This window comes from Bacillus sp. FSL K6-0073, assembly GCF_038006085.1.
In the GTDB taxonomy this organism is placed as follows: Bacteria; Bacillota; Bacilli; order Bacillales; family Bacillaceae_G; genus Bacillus_A; species Bacillus_A cereus.
Map to the genome: position 1 here is coordinate 412,085 of NZ_JBBOUN010000001.1, position 18,682 is coordinate 430,766.

Here is an 18,682-nt window from a genome sequence, read left to right on the forward strand (position 1 = left end):
TTTGTATTGTTATTGCAATTTAAGAGAGGTGAGTGGAATGGGTGAAGATAAGAAATTAGGGTTGTTTACACTAACGGCTCTTGTAGTTGGGTCTATGATTGGCGGTGGAGCCTTTAATTTAGCGAGTGATATGGCAAAAGGTGCTGGTGCTGGAGCCATTATTATTGGCTGGGTTATAACAGGAATTGGGATGATTGCACTTGGATTATCTTTTCAAAATCTAACTGTAAAACGGCCAGATTTAGATGGTGGTATTTTTAGCTATGCAAAAGCAGGATTTGGTAATTTTATGGGGTTTAATAGTGCGTGGGGATACTGGCTATCTGCTTGGCTTGGAAATGTAGCTTACGGTACATTATTGTTTTCTTCATTAGGATATTTCTTCCCAATCTTTGAAGGCGGGCAAAATGTAGCGTCCATTATTGGTGCAAGCGTATTATTATGGTGTGTTCACATGTTAATTTTACGTGGAGTTCAATCAGCAGCACTTGTGAATTTAGTAACTACAATCGCAAAATTAGTACCTGTATTTGTATTTATTGTCATAGGAATCTTCGCGTTTCATATTGATACGTTCTTAGATGGATTTTGGGGGCAAACTGGTTCTTTTTCATGGGGAGCAGTTGGCAGCCAAGTTAAAAGTACAATGCTTGTAACTTTATGGGTATTCATTGGGGTAGAAGGGGCTGTTGTTTTATCCAGTCGAGCAAAAAATAGAAGTGATGTAGGGAAAGCAACCGTTATTGGCTTAATTGGTACACTCATCATTTATATTTTAATCACATTATTGTCTCTTGGACTTATGCAGCAAGCAGATATTGCGGGTTTGAAAAATCCGGCTATGGCTTATTTATTTGAAAGTGTTGTTGGAAAATGGGGTGCTATCTTTATTAATTTAGGTTTGGTCATCTCTGTATTAGGTGCTTGGTTAGGTTGGACTTTGCTCGCTTCTGAAATTCCATATTTAGCGGCTAAAGATGGAGTATTTCCAAAATGGTTCGCAAAAGAAAATAAAAATAAGGCTCCAGTAAATTCATTGTGGATAACAAATGGTTTAATACAAATGTTCTTGTTAACATTCGTTGTTTCTGATCAGGCGTATAACTTTGCATTCTCTTTAGCATCTTCAGCTATTTTAATTCCATATGCTTTTTCAGCATTTTATCAACTGAAGCATAGCTTAAATTCTGAAGAAGTAGATCGAAATAAAAATATAGTAATTGGTTTGATAGCCAGTATTTATGGCGTGTGGTTAGTTTATGCAGCTGGTTTAGAGTATTTATTATTAACAATGACTTTATATGCGCCAGGTATTTTTATTTTTTACAATGTTCAAAAGCAAAAGAGTTCGAAGCAAATATTTACTCGAGTGGAATTAGCATCATCCGTAGCAATTGGTGCTTTAGCATTCTTTGCGATTTATGGATTAATTACAGGCAGTATTACTTTATAAAGCGCTGTGAAAGCGAAATCAACTGGAGGGCTGGAATATGGCACGAAGAAAAATTGTAGTTGCACTAGGGGGAAATGCGATACAGTCTGGAGAAGCTACTGCGGGAGCGCAGCAAGAAGCGTTGGAAAAAACGGCAGAACAACTTGTGAAAATAATGGAAAATGATGTAGATATAGTAATTGCGCATGGAAATGGCCCACAAGTGGGGAATATTTTATTACAGCAAAAAGCTGCAGAAACGGAAAAGACACCTGCAATGCCATTAGATACTTGTGGGGCAATGAGTCAAGGGATGATTGGATATTGGATGGAAAATGCGATTGAAAAGGCATTGAAAAAACGGAATATAAAAAAAGACGTAGCAACGGTTATAACACGTGTTGTTGTGGATAAAAAAGATGAGGCATTTAAAAATCCAACTAAACCAATTGGTCCTTTTTATATAGAAGAAGAGGCCAGAAGATTAATGGATGAAACAAAAGCAGTGTTTAAAGAAGATGCTGGTAGAGGGTGGAGACGCGTTGTTCCATCACCGAAGCCTGTAAGTATTCATGAACATAAAGTGATTAATTCTTTGGTCGAAGATGGAAATATAGTGATAGCTGTTGGCGGAGGTGGAATTCCAGTAATTGATTCCGAAGAAGGGTTAGAAGGAACTGAAGCGGTTATCGATAAAGATTTCGCTGCGCAGAAATTAGCAGAATTAGTAGATGCCGATACGCTCGTTATTTTAACTGCAGTTGATCATGTGTATGTAAATTATAATCAACCGAATCAAAAAAAATTAGAGCATGTCACAGTGAATCAATTAGAAGAATATATTGAAGAACAACAATTTGCTGCGGGAAGCATGCTTCCAAAAATTGAAGCTGCTATTAATTTTGTTAATACAAATCCAAAAAGAAAAACAATTATTACGTCTTTAGAAAAAGTATATGAAGCACTAGAAGAAAAAGCCGGTACTATTATTTCAAAACAGAATGTATGCATATATGTTTAAATTATTATGTACGCTACTTATTAGTAAAAAAGAATGAAGTTAGTAACTTCATTCTTTTTATTTATTAATATTTTTTGTACTTATTGTTCATAAAGTTTTCATGATGAAATCTGAATATGTAAGTTAATTATGATAAAATTCAAATTGAATACGCTTTCTTGATTTTTCGCTCCAACATACAGCAAGAGAGAGGGAATTTTATGAATAGACGGAACGTAGTTAAGGACTTAAAGCAGTTCGAATTATTTGCTCATTTAACAGAAAAAAAATTGAAAGGCTTAACAGAGTTTGTTTATTGGCGAACTTATAAAAAAGGTCAATTTTTATTTTTAGAAGGAGATTCAAGGGAAAGAATCTACTTCATGTTAGATGGTTTTGTAAAGTTAGAGCGGGTTAATCAAAATGGGAACTTATTATACGATGACTATGTAAAGCGATATTCTATTTTTCCTTATGGTGGTATGTTTACAGACAGAGGATATAACTATACAGCAGAAGCAATGACGGATGTGGAGGTATATTATATTCCAACGGTAATCTTTGAAGATATGGTAAAATCCAGCAGAACGCAATTGATGTACGTTGTTCAGCAATTATCATCTATATTAAAATTGAACGAAAATCGAGTGCAAAATATTACAATTCCTAATGCACAAGATCGTGTTATCCAAACGTTAAATTATTTAATGCAGGATTTAGGAGAACAGAGTGGGGAAAAGATTGTAATTTCATGTCCACTTACAACAATTGAAATATCCAAAATATCTGGAACATCTCGAGAGACAGTTAGCAGCGTATTAAAACAATTAAAAAATGATAGCATTGTTACAATTTTAGATAAAAAAATTACAATACATGATCCAACATATTTTGAAGAAATTTCAATGTGAAAATTGTATATTGATTTTTTAATTCATAGTGTATATTAATAAGGTTCTTTATATATTTATAAGGAACTTTTTTACGTTATCCTCTATAAAAAGATTGTATAGTATGGTAATAATAGCTAAAATCGATAATAAAATACAAAGTGAAGGGGAGAAAGAATGATTCGTATTGAGTATGATCGATTAGTAGCTATTTGTTACAGTATAGGGGTTTTGTTATTATTAAAAATTCCAAATGATAATGAATTAATTGGGGAAAAACTATTCAATGTCTATAAGGTTCCGATACATACGTATGTCTATATGGATTATAAAGTCTCAAATATATTGATTGTTTCTTTCATACTACATGTAATTGCATTTATATTATTTTTAAAATGGCTAGGAAAAAAGGAGTCTAGTACATTTAGAAAAACGAATAAGATAAAAGTAGTAGGCATTAGTATTTTAATTTTAATGATGCCGTTTATTTTAAATAACATCCTCCAGACATTGAATAAAACATGGTACTATGCAGGAAAAACAGGCGTAGAAGCAATAGAATATAAAAAAGATGATAGCCATTGTAGAATGGAGAAAAATGGAGAGAATATCCAACCGAAGTGCATTGTTACTTTAAAAAATTATCGTAATCATTCACAAGCATTAAAAGTTGTTTTATATGATAATGCAAACGAGAATTCAAAAAGCTATCCAGTACCGAAACCAGTCTATTTACAAAAACATGAGACAAAGCAATTCGAATTTCAAGTTCCTGTTTCTTATAATAGAGGTATTGAAAAAGATAAAGTACCAAATATTAAATTACATTCATTGCATGAAAATGATACGAAATACAATTAATCTATAAGTAAAAGTTTATGAGTAGGAGCAAGAATTTGAAACGATATAGAAAATCAACTTGAATCATCCAACATACTGCGAGGTAACGGTATATTGGGTGATTTTTTTATGTTATCCCTTTTTTCACGTATGAAAAGGAGGAATACTTTGTTGGAAATGAAAAACATCACAAGGATTATACATGATTTTTACTTTACGTAATCTGTGAAAGTTAGAGCCATAATAACTAGTTTGCCAATTTTTAATGTCGATATCGGGCCAGTTCACATAGTCACCTAGTGTATAAGGATCTAAGTTTTCTCGTAAACCTTTAACCCAGCGTATATTTTGATTTTCTTCATCATCGCATTTCCAAGAGGTAATGTATTCTTGAGAAATAATTGCTTTACGATGAAAATAAGCCGTTTTATTCGGCGAAATATTTTCAACAGCACCTATGAGCGATTGATGCCAAATACTAGCATCTTTATTTGGTGCATGAGAAAGAAAGTATTGCATGATTTGAATGCCTTTAAGGGGAATAGGTTTATAGACACAGGAACCAGAGCGCTTGAAATTTTCAGGGATGTTACCGCCATTAAAAAATTCAACAGCCTTTATATAAGGAACTTCTTCTATAAAGAGAGAGGGGCTACCAGTTTCAAGAAGAGGGGAAGAATGAGATTTACCTTTGTGAGAAATAAATAAAGCATAAGAATAAAGAATCTACATAGAGTTCAATGAAAACAGTTGCAAACTATTCATATTTTGTTATGATAGTGTTACGAAAACGTTTGCATAAAAAATTATGATGAGATGCAAAAGGAGAGAATGACTATGAATAAGACATGGTGGAAAGAAGCGGTTGCTTATCAAATTTATCCACGAAGCTTTATGGATTCAAATGGTGATGGTATTGGAGATTTACAAGGTATTATTGCAAAACTGGATTATTTAAAAGATTTAGGTATAGATGTAATTTGGATTTGTCCAATGTATAAATCGCCTAATGATGATAATGGTTATGATATTAGTGATTATCAAGATATTATGGATGAGTTTGGTACAATGGCAGACTTTGATGCTTTACTAGATGAAGTTCATAAGCGTGATATGAAGCTTATTATTGATTTAGTTATTAATCATACGAGTGATGAACATCCATGGTTTATTGAATCACGTTCATCTAAAGATAATCCGAAGCGTGATTGGTATATTTGGCATGATGGTAAAGATGGTGCGGAGCCAAACAACTGGGAAAGTATTTTTAATGGTTCGGCATGGGAATATGATGAAGAAACAGAACAATATTATTTACATCTATTCTCACGTAAACAACCAGATTTGAACTGGGAGAATAAAGAAGTTCGCGAAGTACTATATGATACGGTTAATTGGTGGCTTGATAAAGGTATTGATGGTTTCCGCGTTGATGCGATCAGTCATATTAAAAAAGAAGAAGGCCTTAAGGATATGCCAAATCCAAAAGAGTTAAAATATGTGCCATCTTTTGATAAACATATGAATGTGAAAGGTATTCAACCTTTATTAGAAGAGCTAAAAGAAAATACATTCTCTAAGTACGATATTATGACTGTTGGTGAAGCAAATGGCGTTAAGATTGAAGATGCTGAGCTTTGGGTTGGAGAAGAGCAAGGTAAGTTCAATATGGTATTCCAGTTTGAACATTTAAGTTTATGGGATGCAGAGAAGAAGAAAGACCTTGATGTTGTAGGATTGAAAAAAGTATTAACGAAATGGCAAAAAGGATTAGAAAATAAAGGATGGAACGCTTTATATATTGAGAATCACGATAAACCACGTATCGTTTCAACATGGGGAGATGACAAACAATATTGGCGTGAAAGTGCAACAGCTCTAGGAGCGATGTATTTCTTTATGCACGGTACACCGTTTATTTATCAAGGACAAGAAATTGGTATGACAAATGTTCAGTTACCAAATATTGAAGATTACGATGATGTAGCAATTAAAAATTTATATCGCGAGAAAATTGCAGAGGGCGTACCACATCAAGATATGATGGAGATTATATGGGCTTCTTGCCGCGATAATTCACGTACACCTATGCAGTGGAATGATGAGATTAATGCTGGTTTCACAACAAGTACACCTTGGTTTAGCATGAATCCAAATTACAAAGAAATTAATGTTGAGAAGCAAAAAAATGAAGAAAAGTCTATTTTCAATTTCTATAAGAAAATGATTGCCCTGAAAAAAGAGCACGATGTACTGAACTATGGTACGTACGATTTACTTTTAGAAGACGATCCACAAATTTATGCATATACACGTACGTTACAGGATGAAAAAGTCATTGTAATTAGTAATATCTCAAAAGAGGAAACTGTGTATAATGAGGGTTCATTTGCACTAGAACGCAAACGTTTGCTTTTAAATAACTATGAAGTTGCGGAACATGAAGAAGTAACAACAATTGCTTTAAAACCTTATGAAACAAGGGTTTATCGCATTTCATAATAAAAAAGGATGCTCTTTGAGCATCTTTTTTTATGAAAAAAAATAAATTTCTATTGCAAAGTGAAAACGCTTTTATTAAAATAGATTTATGAAAACGGTTGCGTAAAAAGAAAAATGATGTGAGGAATCGTTTTCATAAAAGGGACAGAAATTATAATTTAAATCATTATGTTGTTATAAATAAAGGGGAGGAAGAACAGATGAAAATTACGTCTTTTGATTTTTGGCAAAAGTTCGGGAAAGCGTTATTAGTTGTTGTAGCCGTAATGCCAGCAGCTGGTTTAATGATTTCCATCGGTAAGTTAATTGGTATGTCTGCTGGGGATGTTAACGCAGTTCATACAATCGCTCGCGTAATGGAAGACATTGGTTGGGCAATCATTACAAATCTACACATCTTATTTGCAGTAGCAATTGGGGGATCGTGGGCGAAGGATCGTGCAGGTGGTGCATTTGCAGCGCTATTAGCATTCGTCTTAACAAACCGAATTACAGGAGCTATATTTGGCGTAAACGCTCAAATGTTAGCGGATTCAAAAGCGACAGTTTCTTCAGTAATAGCAGGAGATTTACTTGTAAAAGATTACTTTACTTCTGTACTTGGTGCACCAGCTTTAAACATGGGAGTTTTCGTGGGGATTATCACAGGTTTCTTAGGAGCTAATCTATATAACAAATATTATAACTATAATAAATTGCCACAGGCATTAGCATTCTTTAATGGAAAACGATTTGTACCATTCGTTGTAATTCTTTGGTCTACAGTTACTGCGATTGTATTATCACTTCTATGGCCATTCATCCAAAGTGGGTTAAATGAATTTGGTCGCTGGATTGCAGCTTCAAAAGATAGCGCACCAGTTGTTGCACCGTTTGTATATGGAACGTTAGAGCGTTTATTATTACCATTTGGTTTACACCATATGTTAACAATTCCGATGAACTATACAGAGCTAGGCGGAACATATACGATGTTAACTGGTTCAAAAGTTGGACAAGTTGTAGCAGGACAAGATCCATTATGGCTTGCATGGATTACAGATTTAAATAATTTACTAGCAAATGGAGATACGAAGGCATATAACGATTTATTAAATAACGTTGTACCAGCTCGTTTCAAAGCTGGACAAGTTATCGGCTCAACAGCAGCGTTAATGGGGATTGCATTTGCGATGTTCCGTAACGTGGATAAAGAAAAGCGTGCAAAATATAAACCAATGTTTTTATCAGCAGCATTAGCAGTATTCTTAACAGGTGTAACAGAACCAATTGAATTCATGTTCATGTTTATTGCTCCAGTATTATATGTTGTATATGCTATTACAACAGGACTTGCATTCGCGCTAGCTGATTTAATTAACTTACGTGTTCATGCATTTGGATTTATTGAGTTAATTACTCGTACACCAATGATGGTTAACGCAGGTTTAACAAGAGACTTAATCAACTTTGTTATTGTTTCATTAGTGTTCTTCGGTCTTAACTTTACACTATTCAATTTCTTAATTAAAAAATTCAATTTACCAACACCAGGGCGTGCAGGTAACTATATTGATAATGAAGATGAGGCATCAGAAGGAACAGGAAATGTACAAGACGGTTCATTAGCAACAAAAGTTATCGATTTATTAGGTGGAAAAGAAAATATTGCTGACGTAGATGCTTGTATGACACGCTTACGTGTAACAGTAAAAGATTTAGATGTTGTTGCACCAGAAGCACAGTGGAAACAAAATGGTGCTTTAGGGCTTATTGTAAAAGATAAAGGTGTACAAGCGGTATATGGTCCGAAAGCTGACGTATTAAAGTCAGACATTCAAGATATGTTAGGTGCGTAATAATATGAAATTGCTAACTTTAAACTGTCATTCTTGGCAAGAAGAGAATCAAATAGAAAAGATACAATACCTTGCTAAAGTAATTCAAGAAGAAGAGTACGATGTCATCGCATTGCAAGAAGTAAGTCAGTCCATACAAGCTGAAAATGTATGCGGTAACAAGAAAGAAGATAATTTTGGACTTTTACTATTAGAAGAGTTAAAAGCGCTACATGTAAAAGATTACAATATTACTTGGGATTTCTCTCATATTGGTTATGACGTGTATGAAGAAGGATTAGCAATTATAACGAAGCATAATATTATAAAAGAAGATACGTTCTTCATTTCAGAAAACGAGGATACAACGTATTGGAAAACGCGTAAAATTGTAAGTGCAACAATTGCTTATAATGGTAAGGATATAACGTTTTACTCTTGCCATCTCGGTTGGTGGAATGATGAAGAAGAGTCATTCGAAGGTCAAGTCGATCGTTTGATGGAGCGTGTAGATAGCAATAAGCTCGCCTTCTTAATGGGGGATTTTAATAACAATGCTCGGTTGGAAGGCGAAGGTTATGAGTATATGATGCAAAAAGGGTTGTATGACACATATGAATTAGCAATAGAGAAGGATGAAGGAACGACTGTCCAAGGTGAGATTGCTGGTTGGGATGAAAATAAACATAATTTGCGAATCGATCTAATATTGTGTAACCAAAGTAAAAAAGTTCATTCTTCAAAAGTTATTTTTAATGGTACAAACAGAAATGTAATTTCAGATCATTTCGGTGTAGAGGTTCAATTGGATATATAATAGAAGAAATCCTCACAGAGAATAAAAGCTGTGAGGATTTTTTTTAGGAATACAAGTATTTCCAAGAGAAAATACTTGTATTTTTTATGACATTTCATATATATTTGTTATTATTGAATGTAAAACCGATTTGGTCATTTTGTATTCATACTTTGACTCACTTCGTTATATAATGAAGTAAGTGAAAGTTAATGGGAAAAAATAGTACGTTTTTGGTTAATACACGATGTAGAAAGTGATATAATTGCAAAATGCATGTATCATTTTCTAAAGAAGGAAAAATATATAATTAGGTGATAACTTCTATGAAACAAATTTGGCGTATTTATAAGACAGATTTACGGAATGTAGCCAAACATTGGGCTGCAATTGTTATTGTTTTAGGATTAATGATTTTACCATCGTTATATGCATGGTTTAACATTAAAGCTTCTTGGGATCCGTATGGAAATACAAAAGAGGTTCCCATTGCAGTTTCTAACCAAGATGCAGGTTCTAATTTAAGAGGGAAAGATATTAATATCGGGAAAGAGATTGTAGACTCCCTTAAGAAAAACAAAAATCTTGGCTGGAAATTTGTAGATGAAAAACAAGCAATTTACGGAGTTGAGCGTGGGGATTATTATGCAAGTATTACGATTCCAAAAGACTTCTCTGAAAAAATCGCAACTGTTCTGGATGAAAATCCGAAAAAACCAGAACTGGATTACTATGTGAATGAAAAAGTAAACGCGATTGCACCGAAGATTACAGCAAAAGGTGCATCAGGTATTACAGAAGAAATTAGTAAAAACTTTGTAAAAACAGCAAACGGTGAGATTTTTAAAATTTTCAATGATCTTGGAATCGATTTAGAAACAAACTTACCAAGTATCGAGAAAGTAAAAGATCTTGTCTTTAAGCTAGAAGCGCAGTTCCCAGAAATGAATACACTCATGGATAAGGCGTTAGATGATGCAACTCGAGCAGAAGATGTTGTGAAAGTAGCGCAAAAAGAGTTGCCGGTTGTAGAGAGTGTTATGAATGATGGGCAAGAAGCGTTAGGGAATTTAGATAAATTCTTTGCGAGAAATGATGAAACATTGAATCGCGCTCCGGGAACTATTAAAAATAATTTAACAGTAATGCAGCAGGGATTGGATGCTGCAGCGAAAATTACGGATTACTTAAAAAATCCGGCATTTGACTTTAATCTGACATTGCCAGATCCAGCTAAATTACCAGTCTTACCTAATATAACTATTCCACAAATACCAGAGATTCCAGCATTACCACAAGTGAATGGTGAAGGGTATAAAAATATTGCTAAAAATATTGATCAAACTGTAAACACTGTTTTCAATTCTACTCGTGTTGGAACGGCATATGTAAAGAGTGTTATGGATGGCCTTCAAAATAAAGGCGTGGATCCAGCTGTAGCACAGAAAAATGTGCAGGATGCTTCAAAGCTCCTCCAAGAGCGTATCGATAGTGTTTCATATTTGATTGATTTCTTTACAGCTTTCAAGGAATCAGCTTCCACGGAATTCGGTAAACAGTTCTTTGGAAACAGAGTGGAAAGTTTAACGGTGCTTAAAAATTCTATGGTGGATGCTAACAATAGGGTTAAGCATGTAGGAGATTTAATTAGTTCCGGACAAGAAGTTAAACAAGATGTGCGAGATGCTGTAAATCAAAAATTAGATGCAGTAAATAATTTAGTAAATCAAGCTGAAAAGGATTATAATGCAACGTTTGTAGCTGATTTTGAAAAAGCAGTAAGTACAGCTGAGCAACTGAAAAGTAAGGCTGAAAATGCGCAAGAAAATGCACAGCAGCTTAGAGGCAATTTAAATCAAGATATAAATAAGGCTAATGAGATATTAGACAATGGTAGAGAGAAATATGATAAAGCTGTAAATGATTACAGCAGATTAAAAACAGAGCTTGAAAAAGCAAGAGAAGACTTAAGTAACAAAGGTGTTAACGGATTAGATTCTACAAAAGTAGCCTTAAATGATTTGAATGGGCAGTTCAAAGCAAGTTGGAATTTAGTTAATGACATGATTCCAGTTTTGGAAAGTACAAATAAAGTGTTAGCTGATGTGAATAGTGATAAAAACCTTAATGGTACAATTTCTAAGTTAAATAAAGCAAAAGATGGTTTGCAAAAAGGAATGGATTTAACTGATAAAGGAATTGACGCTATTAATAAAGGTCAAAAACCAGCAGCTGATGTTATTGAAAGTATTAATCAAGTGTCTAAAAGTGTTTCGGGCCAAATTGGTGACATTTTAGCTAAATATGACTCAGAAATCACTCCAAATTTCAATGCAGCAATTGCTCGCACAAAAGAGATGTCTAAAAACACATCTCAAATTTTAAAAGAGGCAGACAAAAAGCTTCCAGATGTTAAAAAATTACTAGAAGATTCATCAAAAGGTTTAGTAGATGGTAAAAAGAAATTAGCAGACATTAAAGCTGAAATGCCAGCTACTGAGAAAAAGATTAAAGAATTAGCAGATAAAATTCGTGATTTTGAATCTGAAGAGGATTTAAAAGACATTATACGCTTATTGAAAAATGATGTTGAAAAGCAAAGTGATTACTTTGCGAATCCAGTAAATTTAAAAGAAAATAAATTATTTGCGATGCCGAACTACGGTTCAGCGATGTCACCATTCTATACAGTGCTTGCATTATGGGTAGGCGCATTATTAATGGTTTCATTATTAACGGTAGAAGTACACGAAGAGGGCGCGAATTATAAGAGCCATGAAATTTACTTCGGACGTTTATTAACATTCTTAACGATAGGTCTTTCACAAGCGTTTATCGTATCGATGGGAGATATATTCTTACTCGGTACGTACGTAGTCGATAAGTTCTGGTTTGTGTTATTTAGTTTATTTATTGGTGGAGTCTTCGTTTGTATCGTATACTCACTCGTTTCTATTTTCGGAAACGTTGGGAAATCGATGGCAATCATTTTACTTGTACTACAAGTAGCAGGATCGGGCGGAACATTCCCAATCCAAATGACACCAGCGTTCTTCCAAGCGATTTATCCGTTCTTACCGTTCACATACGCAATTAGCGCAATTCGTGAAACAGTTGGCGGAATGCTTTGGGATATCGTAACGCGAGATTTACTTGTGTTAAGTGCTTTCGTAGTAGTTATGATCGTTGCTGCGTTATTACTGAAAACACCAATTAACAAATCAAGTGAAAAATTTGTTGAGAATGCAAAAGGAAGTAAAATCATTCACTAAAATAAAAGGTTCCTACCGATAGAGGTAGGAACCTTTTTGTTTAATCAAATTTTAATTTTTTTAATGCTTCTGCGAATGGGTTATTTAATGGTTCTTCTTCTTTTTTCTGTTGTTTCATATACTTTTGAACGTCGCGTTTATCGGCTTTGTTTCCAGATTCTTTTTTACGTCGTTCTTGGAATGTTGATAATTTCTCACGATAGCCACATTTACATGCGAAAATTTGGCCTGCACCCTCACCACGTAATTCTAGTTTCTTCTTACATTGCGGACAGCGAGCGTTTGTTGTACGAGATACATTTTTACGATGACCACATTCACGATCTTGGCATACGAGCATTTTTCCCTTTTTGCCGTTTACTTCTAGCATTGGTTTACCGCAGTCTGGACAAGACTTCGTTGAAATGTTGTCATGTTTATATTTTTTATCACTCGATTTAATTTCAGAAACAATTTCTTTCGTATAGTTCTTCATTTCCGAAATGAATACTTCTTTCTTTAATTTTCCTTTTGCAATTGCTTCAAGTTTTTGTTCCCACTCACCAGTTAGTGTAGGTGATTTTAATTCTTCTGGTACTAAATCAAGTAATTGACGACCTTTTGATGTAATGTGAATATCTTTACCACGTTTTTCAATTAAGAAAGAATTGAAAAGTTTGTCGATAATATCTGCACGTGTCGCTACAGTACCTAATCCACCAGTCGATTTTAACGTATCAGCAAGTTGTTTATTTTGCGTATCCATATATTTTGTAGGATTCTCCATTGCTGAAAGTAAAGTTGCTTCATTAAAGCGTGCAGGTGCTTTCGTTTGACCTGATGTTTGCATAAGTAACTTTACAGTTAATGTATCGCCCTTTTCAATGTGAGGTAGAATCTGCTCTTTTACGTCATCAGTTACATCATCGTCTTCAAATCGATTTTCGTATACTTCCTTCCAACCAGCATGTAAAATCGTTTTTCCGCGTGCAATGAATGTTTCATTGCCGACCTTTGTGCGTAACGTTAGTTGTTCGTATTCGAATGCTGGGAATAAAACAGCTAAGAAACGTTTTACAACTAAATCATAAATTTTGCGTTCTTTATCTGTGAATGCTGAGAAATTAACGTATCCTTCTGTTGGAATAATCGCATGATGATCGCTTACTTTACTATCATCAACAAATGATTTGTTAGGTTTGATAGGCTTTTGTAATACTTTATGTGCGAAGGGACGGTATTCTCCAACACCACATGCTTTTAGACGTTCTGGAAGTGTTCCAACGATATCAGATGAAATGTAGCGTGAATCTGTACGAGGGTACGTTAGTACTTTATGCTGTTCATACAATTTTTGCATAATATTTAATGTTTCTTTAGCAGAGTAACCGAACTTTTTATTTGCATCACGTTGCAATTCAGTTAAATCGTAAAGACCAGGAGAGAATGACTTCTTCTGTTTCTTATCAATTTCCACAACAGTAGCATTATGTTTATCTAAACTTTTTACAATACCATCAATTTTTTCTTTATTAAAACTGCGGCTATTGCCATTTGCATCTTGCCAAGTAAGTTTGAGCTTCTCCATTGTTTGAGCTTCGATGCCATAGTAAGTTTGTGCTTTGAAGTTTTTTATTTCATCTTCACGACTAGCAATCATAGCGACAGTAGGCGTTTGTACACGGCCACAATTTAACTGAGCATTAAAGCGAGTTGTTAAAGCGCGAGTTGCGTTAAGACCGATATACCAGTCAGCTTCTGAACGTGCAACTGCTGAAGCGTATAAATTGTCATAGGCTTTACCTGGTTTTAAATTTGCAAAACCATCTTTAATTGCTTTATCGGTTACAGAAGAAATCCATAAACGTTTGATTGGTTTATTTAGCTTAACTTTATCGATAATCCAGCGTGCGACTAATTCCCCTTCACGTCCAGCGTCTGTTGCTACAATAATTTCATTTACATCTTTTCTAAGTAGCTGACTTTTTACAGCATTAAATTGTTTACCAGTTTGTTTAATAACCGTTAATTTCAAACGCTCAGGTAGCATCGGTAAATCTTCTAAATTCCACTTTTTATATTTCACATCATAGCTTTCTGGATCAGCTAATGTAACGAGATGGCCTAAAGCCCAAGTTACAATATATTTACTACCTTCAAGGTAGCCGTTTCCTTTTTTATCACACTTAAGTACACGAGCAATATCTCGTGCAACGGAAGGTTTTTCAGCGATTACAACGCTTTTTGCCATATTAAAAACATCCTTTCAAATTTCCATAAGTTAAATATAGCATACATCTTCTTGAGATTCAGTTTCGCTCCATATTTGAGCTGTTTTTAATGGAGTGAACAAAATCCCAACTAATTAAAGTTTCACTTTATCCCGCATTAACGGGCAGTAAGATCCCCACCTCAAAATTCAACGAAAGCAAATAAGTTAGGTGGGGGAACAACTGCCCGTAAAAGCCCGATTGGTGAGGGCCGATAATCAATGGGGGATGAAAAAAATCACTGATTAAAGTTTCACTTTATCAGTTGCTCCTATATTAAATAGAAAAGTAAAGAACTTGTTATTTTACTAGAATAAGAGTAGACTTTGAAGTAGATGAATAAGAAACACATGGGAGTTTGTGGATACAAACTGAGAGTATGACTAGTCCGTCATTGACCATTTGAACCTGTTGGATAATGCCAGCGTAGGGAGAGTGTAAAAGCACATGTTCAGGCACTTTGCGTACGCGCAAAGTGTCTTTTTGTGTATCTCCCATCATTATAGTTAGGAGATGAAAAGGATGAATATGAAAGAAATTAGTAAAGTAGTGGATTTGGTGAGAGAATCTAATCCGCTCGTTCATAATATTACAAATGTTGTTGTAACAAATTTTACTGCTAACGGTTTGTTGGCACTTGGAGCATCGCCTGTAATGGCGTATGCAAAAGAAGAAGTAGCAGAAATGGCTAGCATTGCTGGAGCGTTAGTATTAAATATGGGGACACTTCGTCCTGAAGAAGTAGAAGCGATGTTACTCGCGGGTAAATCAGCAAATGCGAACAATGTGCCAGTACTATTTGACCCAGTTGGTGCAGGAGCAACTTCGTATCGAACAGAAGTTGCGAGACATATTCCAGCCGAAATAGATTTAGCAATTATCCGCGGAAATGCGGCTGAAATAGCAAATGTTATTAATGAGAAATGGGAAATTAAAGGGGTAGACGCTGGTACTGGAAATGGCAATGTTGTAAGTATTGCAAGGCAGGCAGCAGATGAACTAAATACAGTTGCGGTCATTACTGGAAAAGAAGATGTTGTTACAGATGGAGAGAGAACTATTGTTATTCGAAATGGTCACCCTATTTTAACGAAAGTTACGGGAACAGGTTGTTTACTAACTTCTGTAATAGGAGCATTTGTAGCAGTGGAAAAAGATTATGTAAAAGCAGCAGTAGCCGCATTAACGTTTTATGGTGTAGCTTCGGAACTGGCAGCTGCTAAGGCGGTAGAAAAAGGGCCTGGTAGTTTCCAAATTGAATTTTTAAATCAATTAGCTAATACAACTTCAGGTGATATTGAGAAGTATGGGAAGATTGTGGAGTTAGAGTAAGAGGGAGTGAAAGAAATGGCACGCATTGAAATAGATAAAATGTCTACGCTATTGCAAGTGTATTTTATTATGGGAAGTAATAACTGCACGAGGGATCCTTTAGCTGTATTGAAAGAAGCGTTAGATGGTGGAGTGACACTTTTTCAGTTTCGCGAGAAGGGGGAAGGTTCTTTAATCGGAGAAGATAGAGTGCGCTTTGCAAAAGAATTGCAGACGCTTTGTAAGGAATATAGTGTTCCTTTCATTGTAAATGATGATGTAGAATTAGCCATTGAATTAGATGCAGATGGTGTTCATGTTGGACAAGATGATGAAGGAATTACATCTGTTCGTGAAAAAATGGGAGATAAAATTATCGGCGTATCTGCTCATACAATTGAAGAAGCACGCTTTGCAATCGAAAATGGAGCAGATTATTTAGGCGTTGGACCTATTTTCCCAACGAGTACGAAAAAAGATACGAAAGCGGTTCAAGGAACGAAAGGATTAGCTTATTTTAGAGAACAAGGAATTACAGTGCCAATCGTTGGTATTGGTGGGATTACAATTGAAAATACAGCGGCAGTTATAGAAGCGGGTGCGGACGGTGTTTCAGTTATTTCAGCAATTAGTTTAGCTGAATCTGCGTATGAAAGTACGAGAAAATTAGCTGAAGAAGTAAAGAGAAGTTTGTAGGGAAGGAAGTGTAGTATTTTAAGTGCTACATGGAGAAATAGACTGCCCAAAAATTTAAACAAACATTTGATTAAAAAAGCACAAACCTTTTTAAATAAAGGTTTGTGCTTTTTCTTTAAAACATAATTGAAATTAAGAGCATTCCAATTCCGATAGAAGTAAATGTTGCAATTAGACCCGGAATCATAAAACTATGATTTAATACGTATTTACCGATACCTGTTGTACCAGTGCGGTCAAAGTTAATGGCAGCAACGATTGTCCCATAGTTTGGAATGAAGAAGTATCCATTTACTGCAGGGAACATCGCAATCAGTAGCGCTGGTGGAATGCCAAGGGATAGTCCAAGTGGCATTAAGGCACGAACTGTTGCTGCTTGGCTGTACAGTAAAATAGATAGAATGAATAGTGCGATGGCAAATAGCCAAGGTGCACTTGTTACTAAATGCTGAATGGATCCTTGAATCATATTTAAGTTTCCATTAAAGAAAGTATCTCCCATCCAAGCGATACCGAAAATAGCAACAACTGCTGTTGCTCCTGCTTTAAAGACGTTACCAGACACAATGCTTTCTACATTTGGTTTACAGAAAATAATAATAAGAGCCGCGATAGTTAACATAACCATCTCAATTGTGTTCGGCATGGAAAGACGAGCTAACTTCCCATCAACTGTCCATCCTGGACGAAGTGCTTCAAATGAACCGAGAAGTACAACAAGGAAGGTTCCTACAAGGAAAAGGATAACTGATAATTTTGCACCCTTTACACCTACAAATTCTTTTTTCTCTTCAAGCTTAGGAATCATTCCTTCTTTTAATCGTTTTAAGTATTCAGGGTCTTCACTTAATTCTTTTCCCATCTTACTAGCAACAAATGCAGCTATCATACAAGCGATGAAAGTAGAAGGGATACTTACTTTTAAAATATCTAATAAGGTGATTTTATAGTCAGCTAACATTGCTAAAAGTGCAACTGTTGCAGCTGATATAGGACTAGCTGTAATTGCTTGTTGGGAAGCAATTACGGCAATTGACATTGGTCGTTCTGGTCTAATTCCCGATTCGCGAGAGACTTCAGCGATAACAGGAAGTACAGAATAAGCAACGTGACCAGTTCCTGCACAAAGTGTAAATAAATAAGTAACAATTGGAGCAAAGAATGTAATGCGTTTTGGATTTTTTCGTAATGCCTTTTCAGCTAGATGAACAAGGTAGTCCATTCCTCCAGCGGCTTGGAGTGCACCAGCAGCTGTAATTACTGCCAAAATCATAAGCATTACATCGATAGGAGGCGCCGTTGGTTGTAAGTGGAAGACAAAAACGAGTATTGCCATACCAACTCCACCCATTACTCCTAAACCAACTCCGCCTAGGCGTGCACCAATAAAAATACAGAGTAACAAGGTAAGAAATTGTAGCCAAAACATGATAAACTACCTCCGAAATTCATTAGTTAAGATATATTCGAATAGTTTAATTTGAATGAAAATTAAATAAATACCCGAAGAAATCCTTGTTATTTATACATTTTTTATTATATAACACAAAAAAAGTAACATTCACGTACTTTTTGAAATTATTTTGAAAAAGCAATGCATTAAAAATTTGTATTTATATCTCTAAATAAGTAGACATTTTGATTTATATGTTGTAATCTTTGAAAGAGAATAAATTAATTCTCATAGAACTCCCATATCGTTCAACTCGTTCAGCGAGAAAGGCAAACTGATGGAAACATGAGGACGCAAAACTACAGGAGCTAAGGTCGAAAGGCTACGCTAGCCAGTTACCGGACGGATAGGGTTGGTCTTGGCCAATGCTTTTACATTGGCTTTTTTTTATTCTCGAACATATTGAGAAACATTTTCAAACAAA

The 18,682-nt window shown here is 35.0% G+C and carries 12 protein-coding genes, 1 pseudogene and 2 riboswitches; of the genes and pseudogenes, 10 read left to right on the forward strand and 3 right to left on the reverse strand.

The window, feature by feature from the left end:
* Positions 1–37 precede the first annotated feature (37 nt).
* From arcD to MHB52_RS02190, 4 genes are all read left to right on the forward strand, one after another.
* Entirely contained in the window at positions 38–1,453 is a 1,416-nt protein-coding gene (arcD, locus tag MHB52_RS02175) for an arginine-ornithine antiporter (RefSeq protein ID WP_000503402.1), read from the forward strand.
* A gap of 37 nt (positions 1,454–1,490) precedes the next feature.
* Positions 1,491–2,453 (forward strand): carbamate kinase, encoded by a 963-nt coding sequence (arcC, locus tag MHB52_RS02180; RefSeq protein WP_061662938.1) that lies wholly within the window; start codon positions 1,491–1,493, stop codon positions 2,451–2,453.
* Between the two features lie 200 nt (positions 2,454–2,653).
* Positions 2,654–3,343 (forward strand): Crp/Fnr family transcriptional regulator, encoded by a 690-nt coding sequence (locus MHB52_RS02185; RefSeq protein WP_001081905.1) that lies wholly within the window; start codon positions 2,654–2,656, stop codon positions 3,341–3,343.
* A 156-nt stretch (positions 3,344–3,499) separates the two neighbouring features.
* Complete coding sequence (locus MHB52_RS02190; protein WP_000619193.1) at positions 3,500–4,183, forward strand: hypothetical protein; 684 nt, start codon at positions 3,500–3,502, stop codon at positions 4,181–4,183.
* A 123-nt stretch (positions 4,184–4,306) separates the two neighbouring features.
* On the opposite strand, the pseudogene MHB52_RS02195 reads toward MHB52_RS02190, so the two are convergent.
* Positions 4,307–4,843: pseudogene (locus MHB52_RS02195) on the reverse strand (BBE domain-containing protein); the annotation flags it as partial.
* Positions 4,844–4,999: 156 nt separating this feature from the next.
* On the opposite strand from MHB52_RS02195, the gene MHB52_RS02200 reads away from it, so the two are divergent.
* The 4 genes from MHB52_RS02200 to MHB52_RS02215 all read left to right on the forward strand — a co-directional run bounded on the left by MHB52_RS02200 (position 5,000) and on the right by MHB52_RS02215 (position 12,549).
* Positions 5,000–6,664, forward strand: a complete 1,665-nt coding sequence (locus MHB52_RS02200; RefSeq protein WP_061662939.1) for a glycoside hydrolase family 13 protein — start codon at positions 5,000–5,002, stop codon at positions 6,662–6,664.
* A 200-nt stretch (positions 6,665–6,864) separates the two neighbouring features.
* Entirely contained in the window at positions 6,865–8,502 is a 1,638-nt protein-coding gene (locus MHB52_RS02205; protein ID WP_000705569.1) for a PTS transporter subunit IIBC, read from the forward strand.
* A 4-nt stretch (positions 8,503–8,506) separates the two neighbouring features.
* Positions 8,507–9,298 carry an endonuclease/exonuclease/phosphatase family protein gene (locus MHB52_RS02210; RefSeq protein WP_000771985.1) on the forward strand — a complete coding sequence of 264 codons (792 nt, stop codon included), beginning with the start codon at positions 8,507–8,509 and terminating at the stop codon, positions 9,296–9,298.
* Positions 9,299–9,603: 305 nt separating this feature from the next.
* Positions 9,604–12,549 (forward strand): YhgE/Pip domain-containing protein, encoded by a 2,946-nt coding sequence (locus tag MHB52_RS02215; RefSeq protein WP_000810090.1) that lies wholly within the window; start codon positions 9,604–9,606, stop codon positions 12,547–12,549.
* Between the two features lie 40 nt (positions 12,550–12,589).
* Here MHB52_RS02215 and topB read toward each other — a convergent pair whose 3' ends face one another.
* Positions 12,590–14,779 carry a DNA topoisomerase III gene (gene topB, locus MHB52_RS02220; RefSeq protein ID WP_016117101.1) on the reverse strand — a complete coding sequence of 730 codons (2,190 nt, stop codon included), beginning with the start codon at positions 14,777–14,779 and terminating at the stop codon, positions 12,590–12,592.
* Between the two features lie 359 nt (positions 14,780–15,138).
* A riboswitch (TPP riboswitch) is annotated at positions 15,139–15,248 on the forward strand.
* A gap of 72 nt (positions 15,249–15,320) precedes the next feature.
* Here topB and thiM point away from each other — a divergent pair.
* A complete protein-coding gene (gene thiM, locus MHB52_RS02225; RefSeq protein ID WP_001056095.1) occupies positions 15,321–16,130 on the forward strand; it encodes a hydroxyethylthiazole kinase in 810 nt (269 codons plus the stop codon).
* A gap of 15 nt (positions 16,131–16,145) precedes the next feature.
* A complete protein-coding gene (gene thiE / locus MHB52_RS02230; RefSeq protein ID WP_000090968.1) occupies positions 16,146–16,805 on the forward strand; it encodes a thiamine phosphate synthase in 660 nt (219 codons plus the stop codon).
* Positions 16,806–16,920: 115 nt separating this feature from the next.
* On the opposite strand, the gene MHB52_RS02235 is transcribed toward thiE, so the two are convergent.
* Positions 16,921–18,234, reverse strand: coding sequence for an anaerobic C4-dicarboxylate transporter family protein (locus MHB52_RS02235; protein WP_000498701.1), 1,314 nt, complete (start codon positions 18,232–18,234; stop codon positions 16,921–16,923).
* A 282-nt stretch (positions 18,235–18,516) separates the two neighbouring features.
* Positions 18,517–18,601: riboswitch (cyclic di-GMP riboswitch) on the forward strand.
* Positions 18,602–18,682 lie beyond the last annotated feature (81 nt).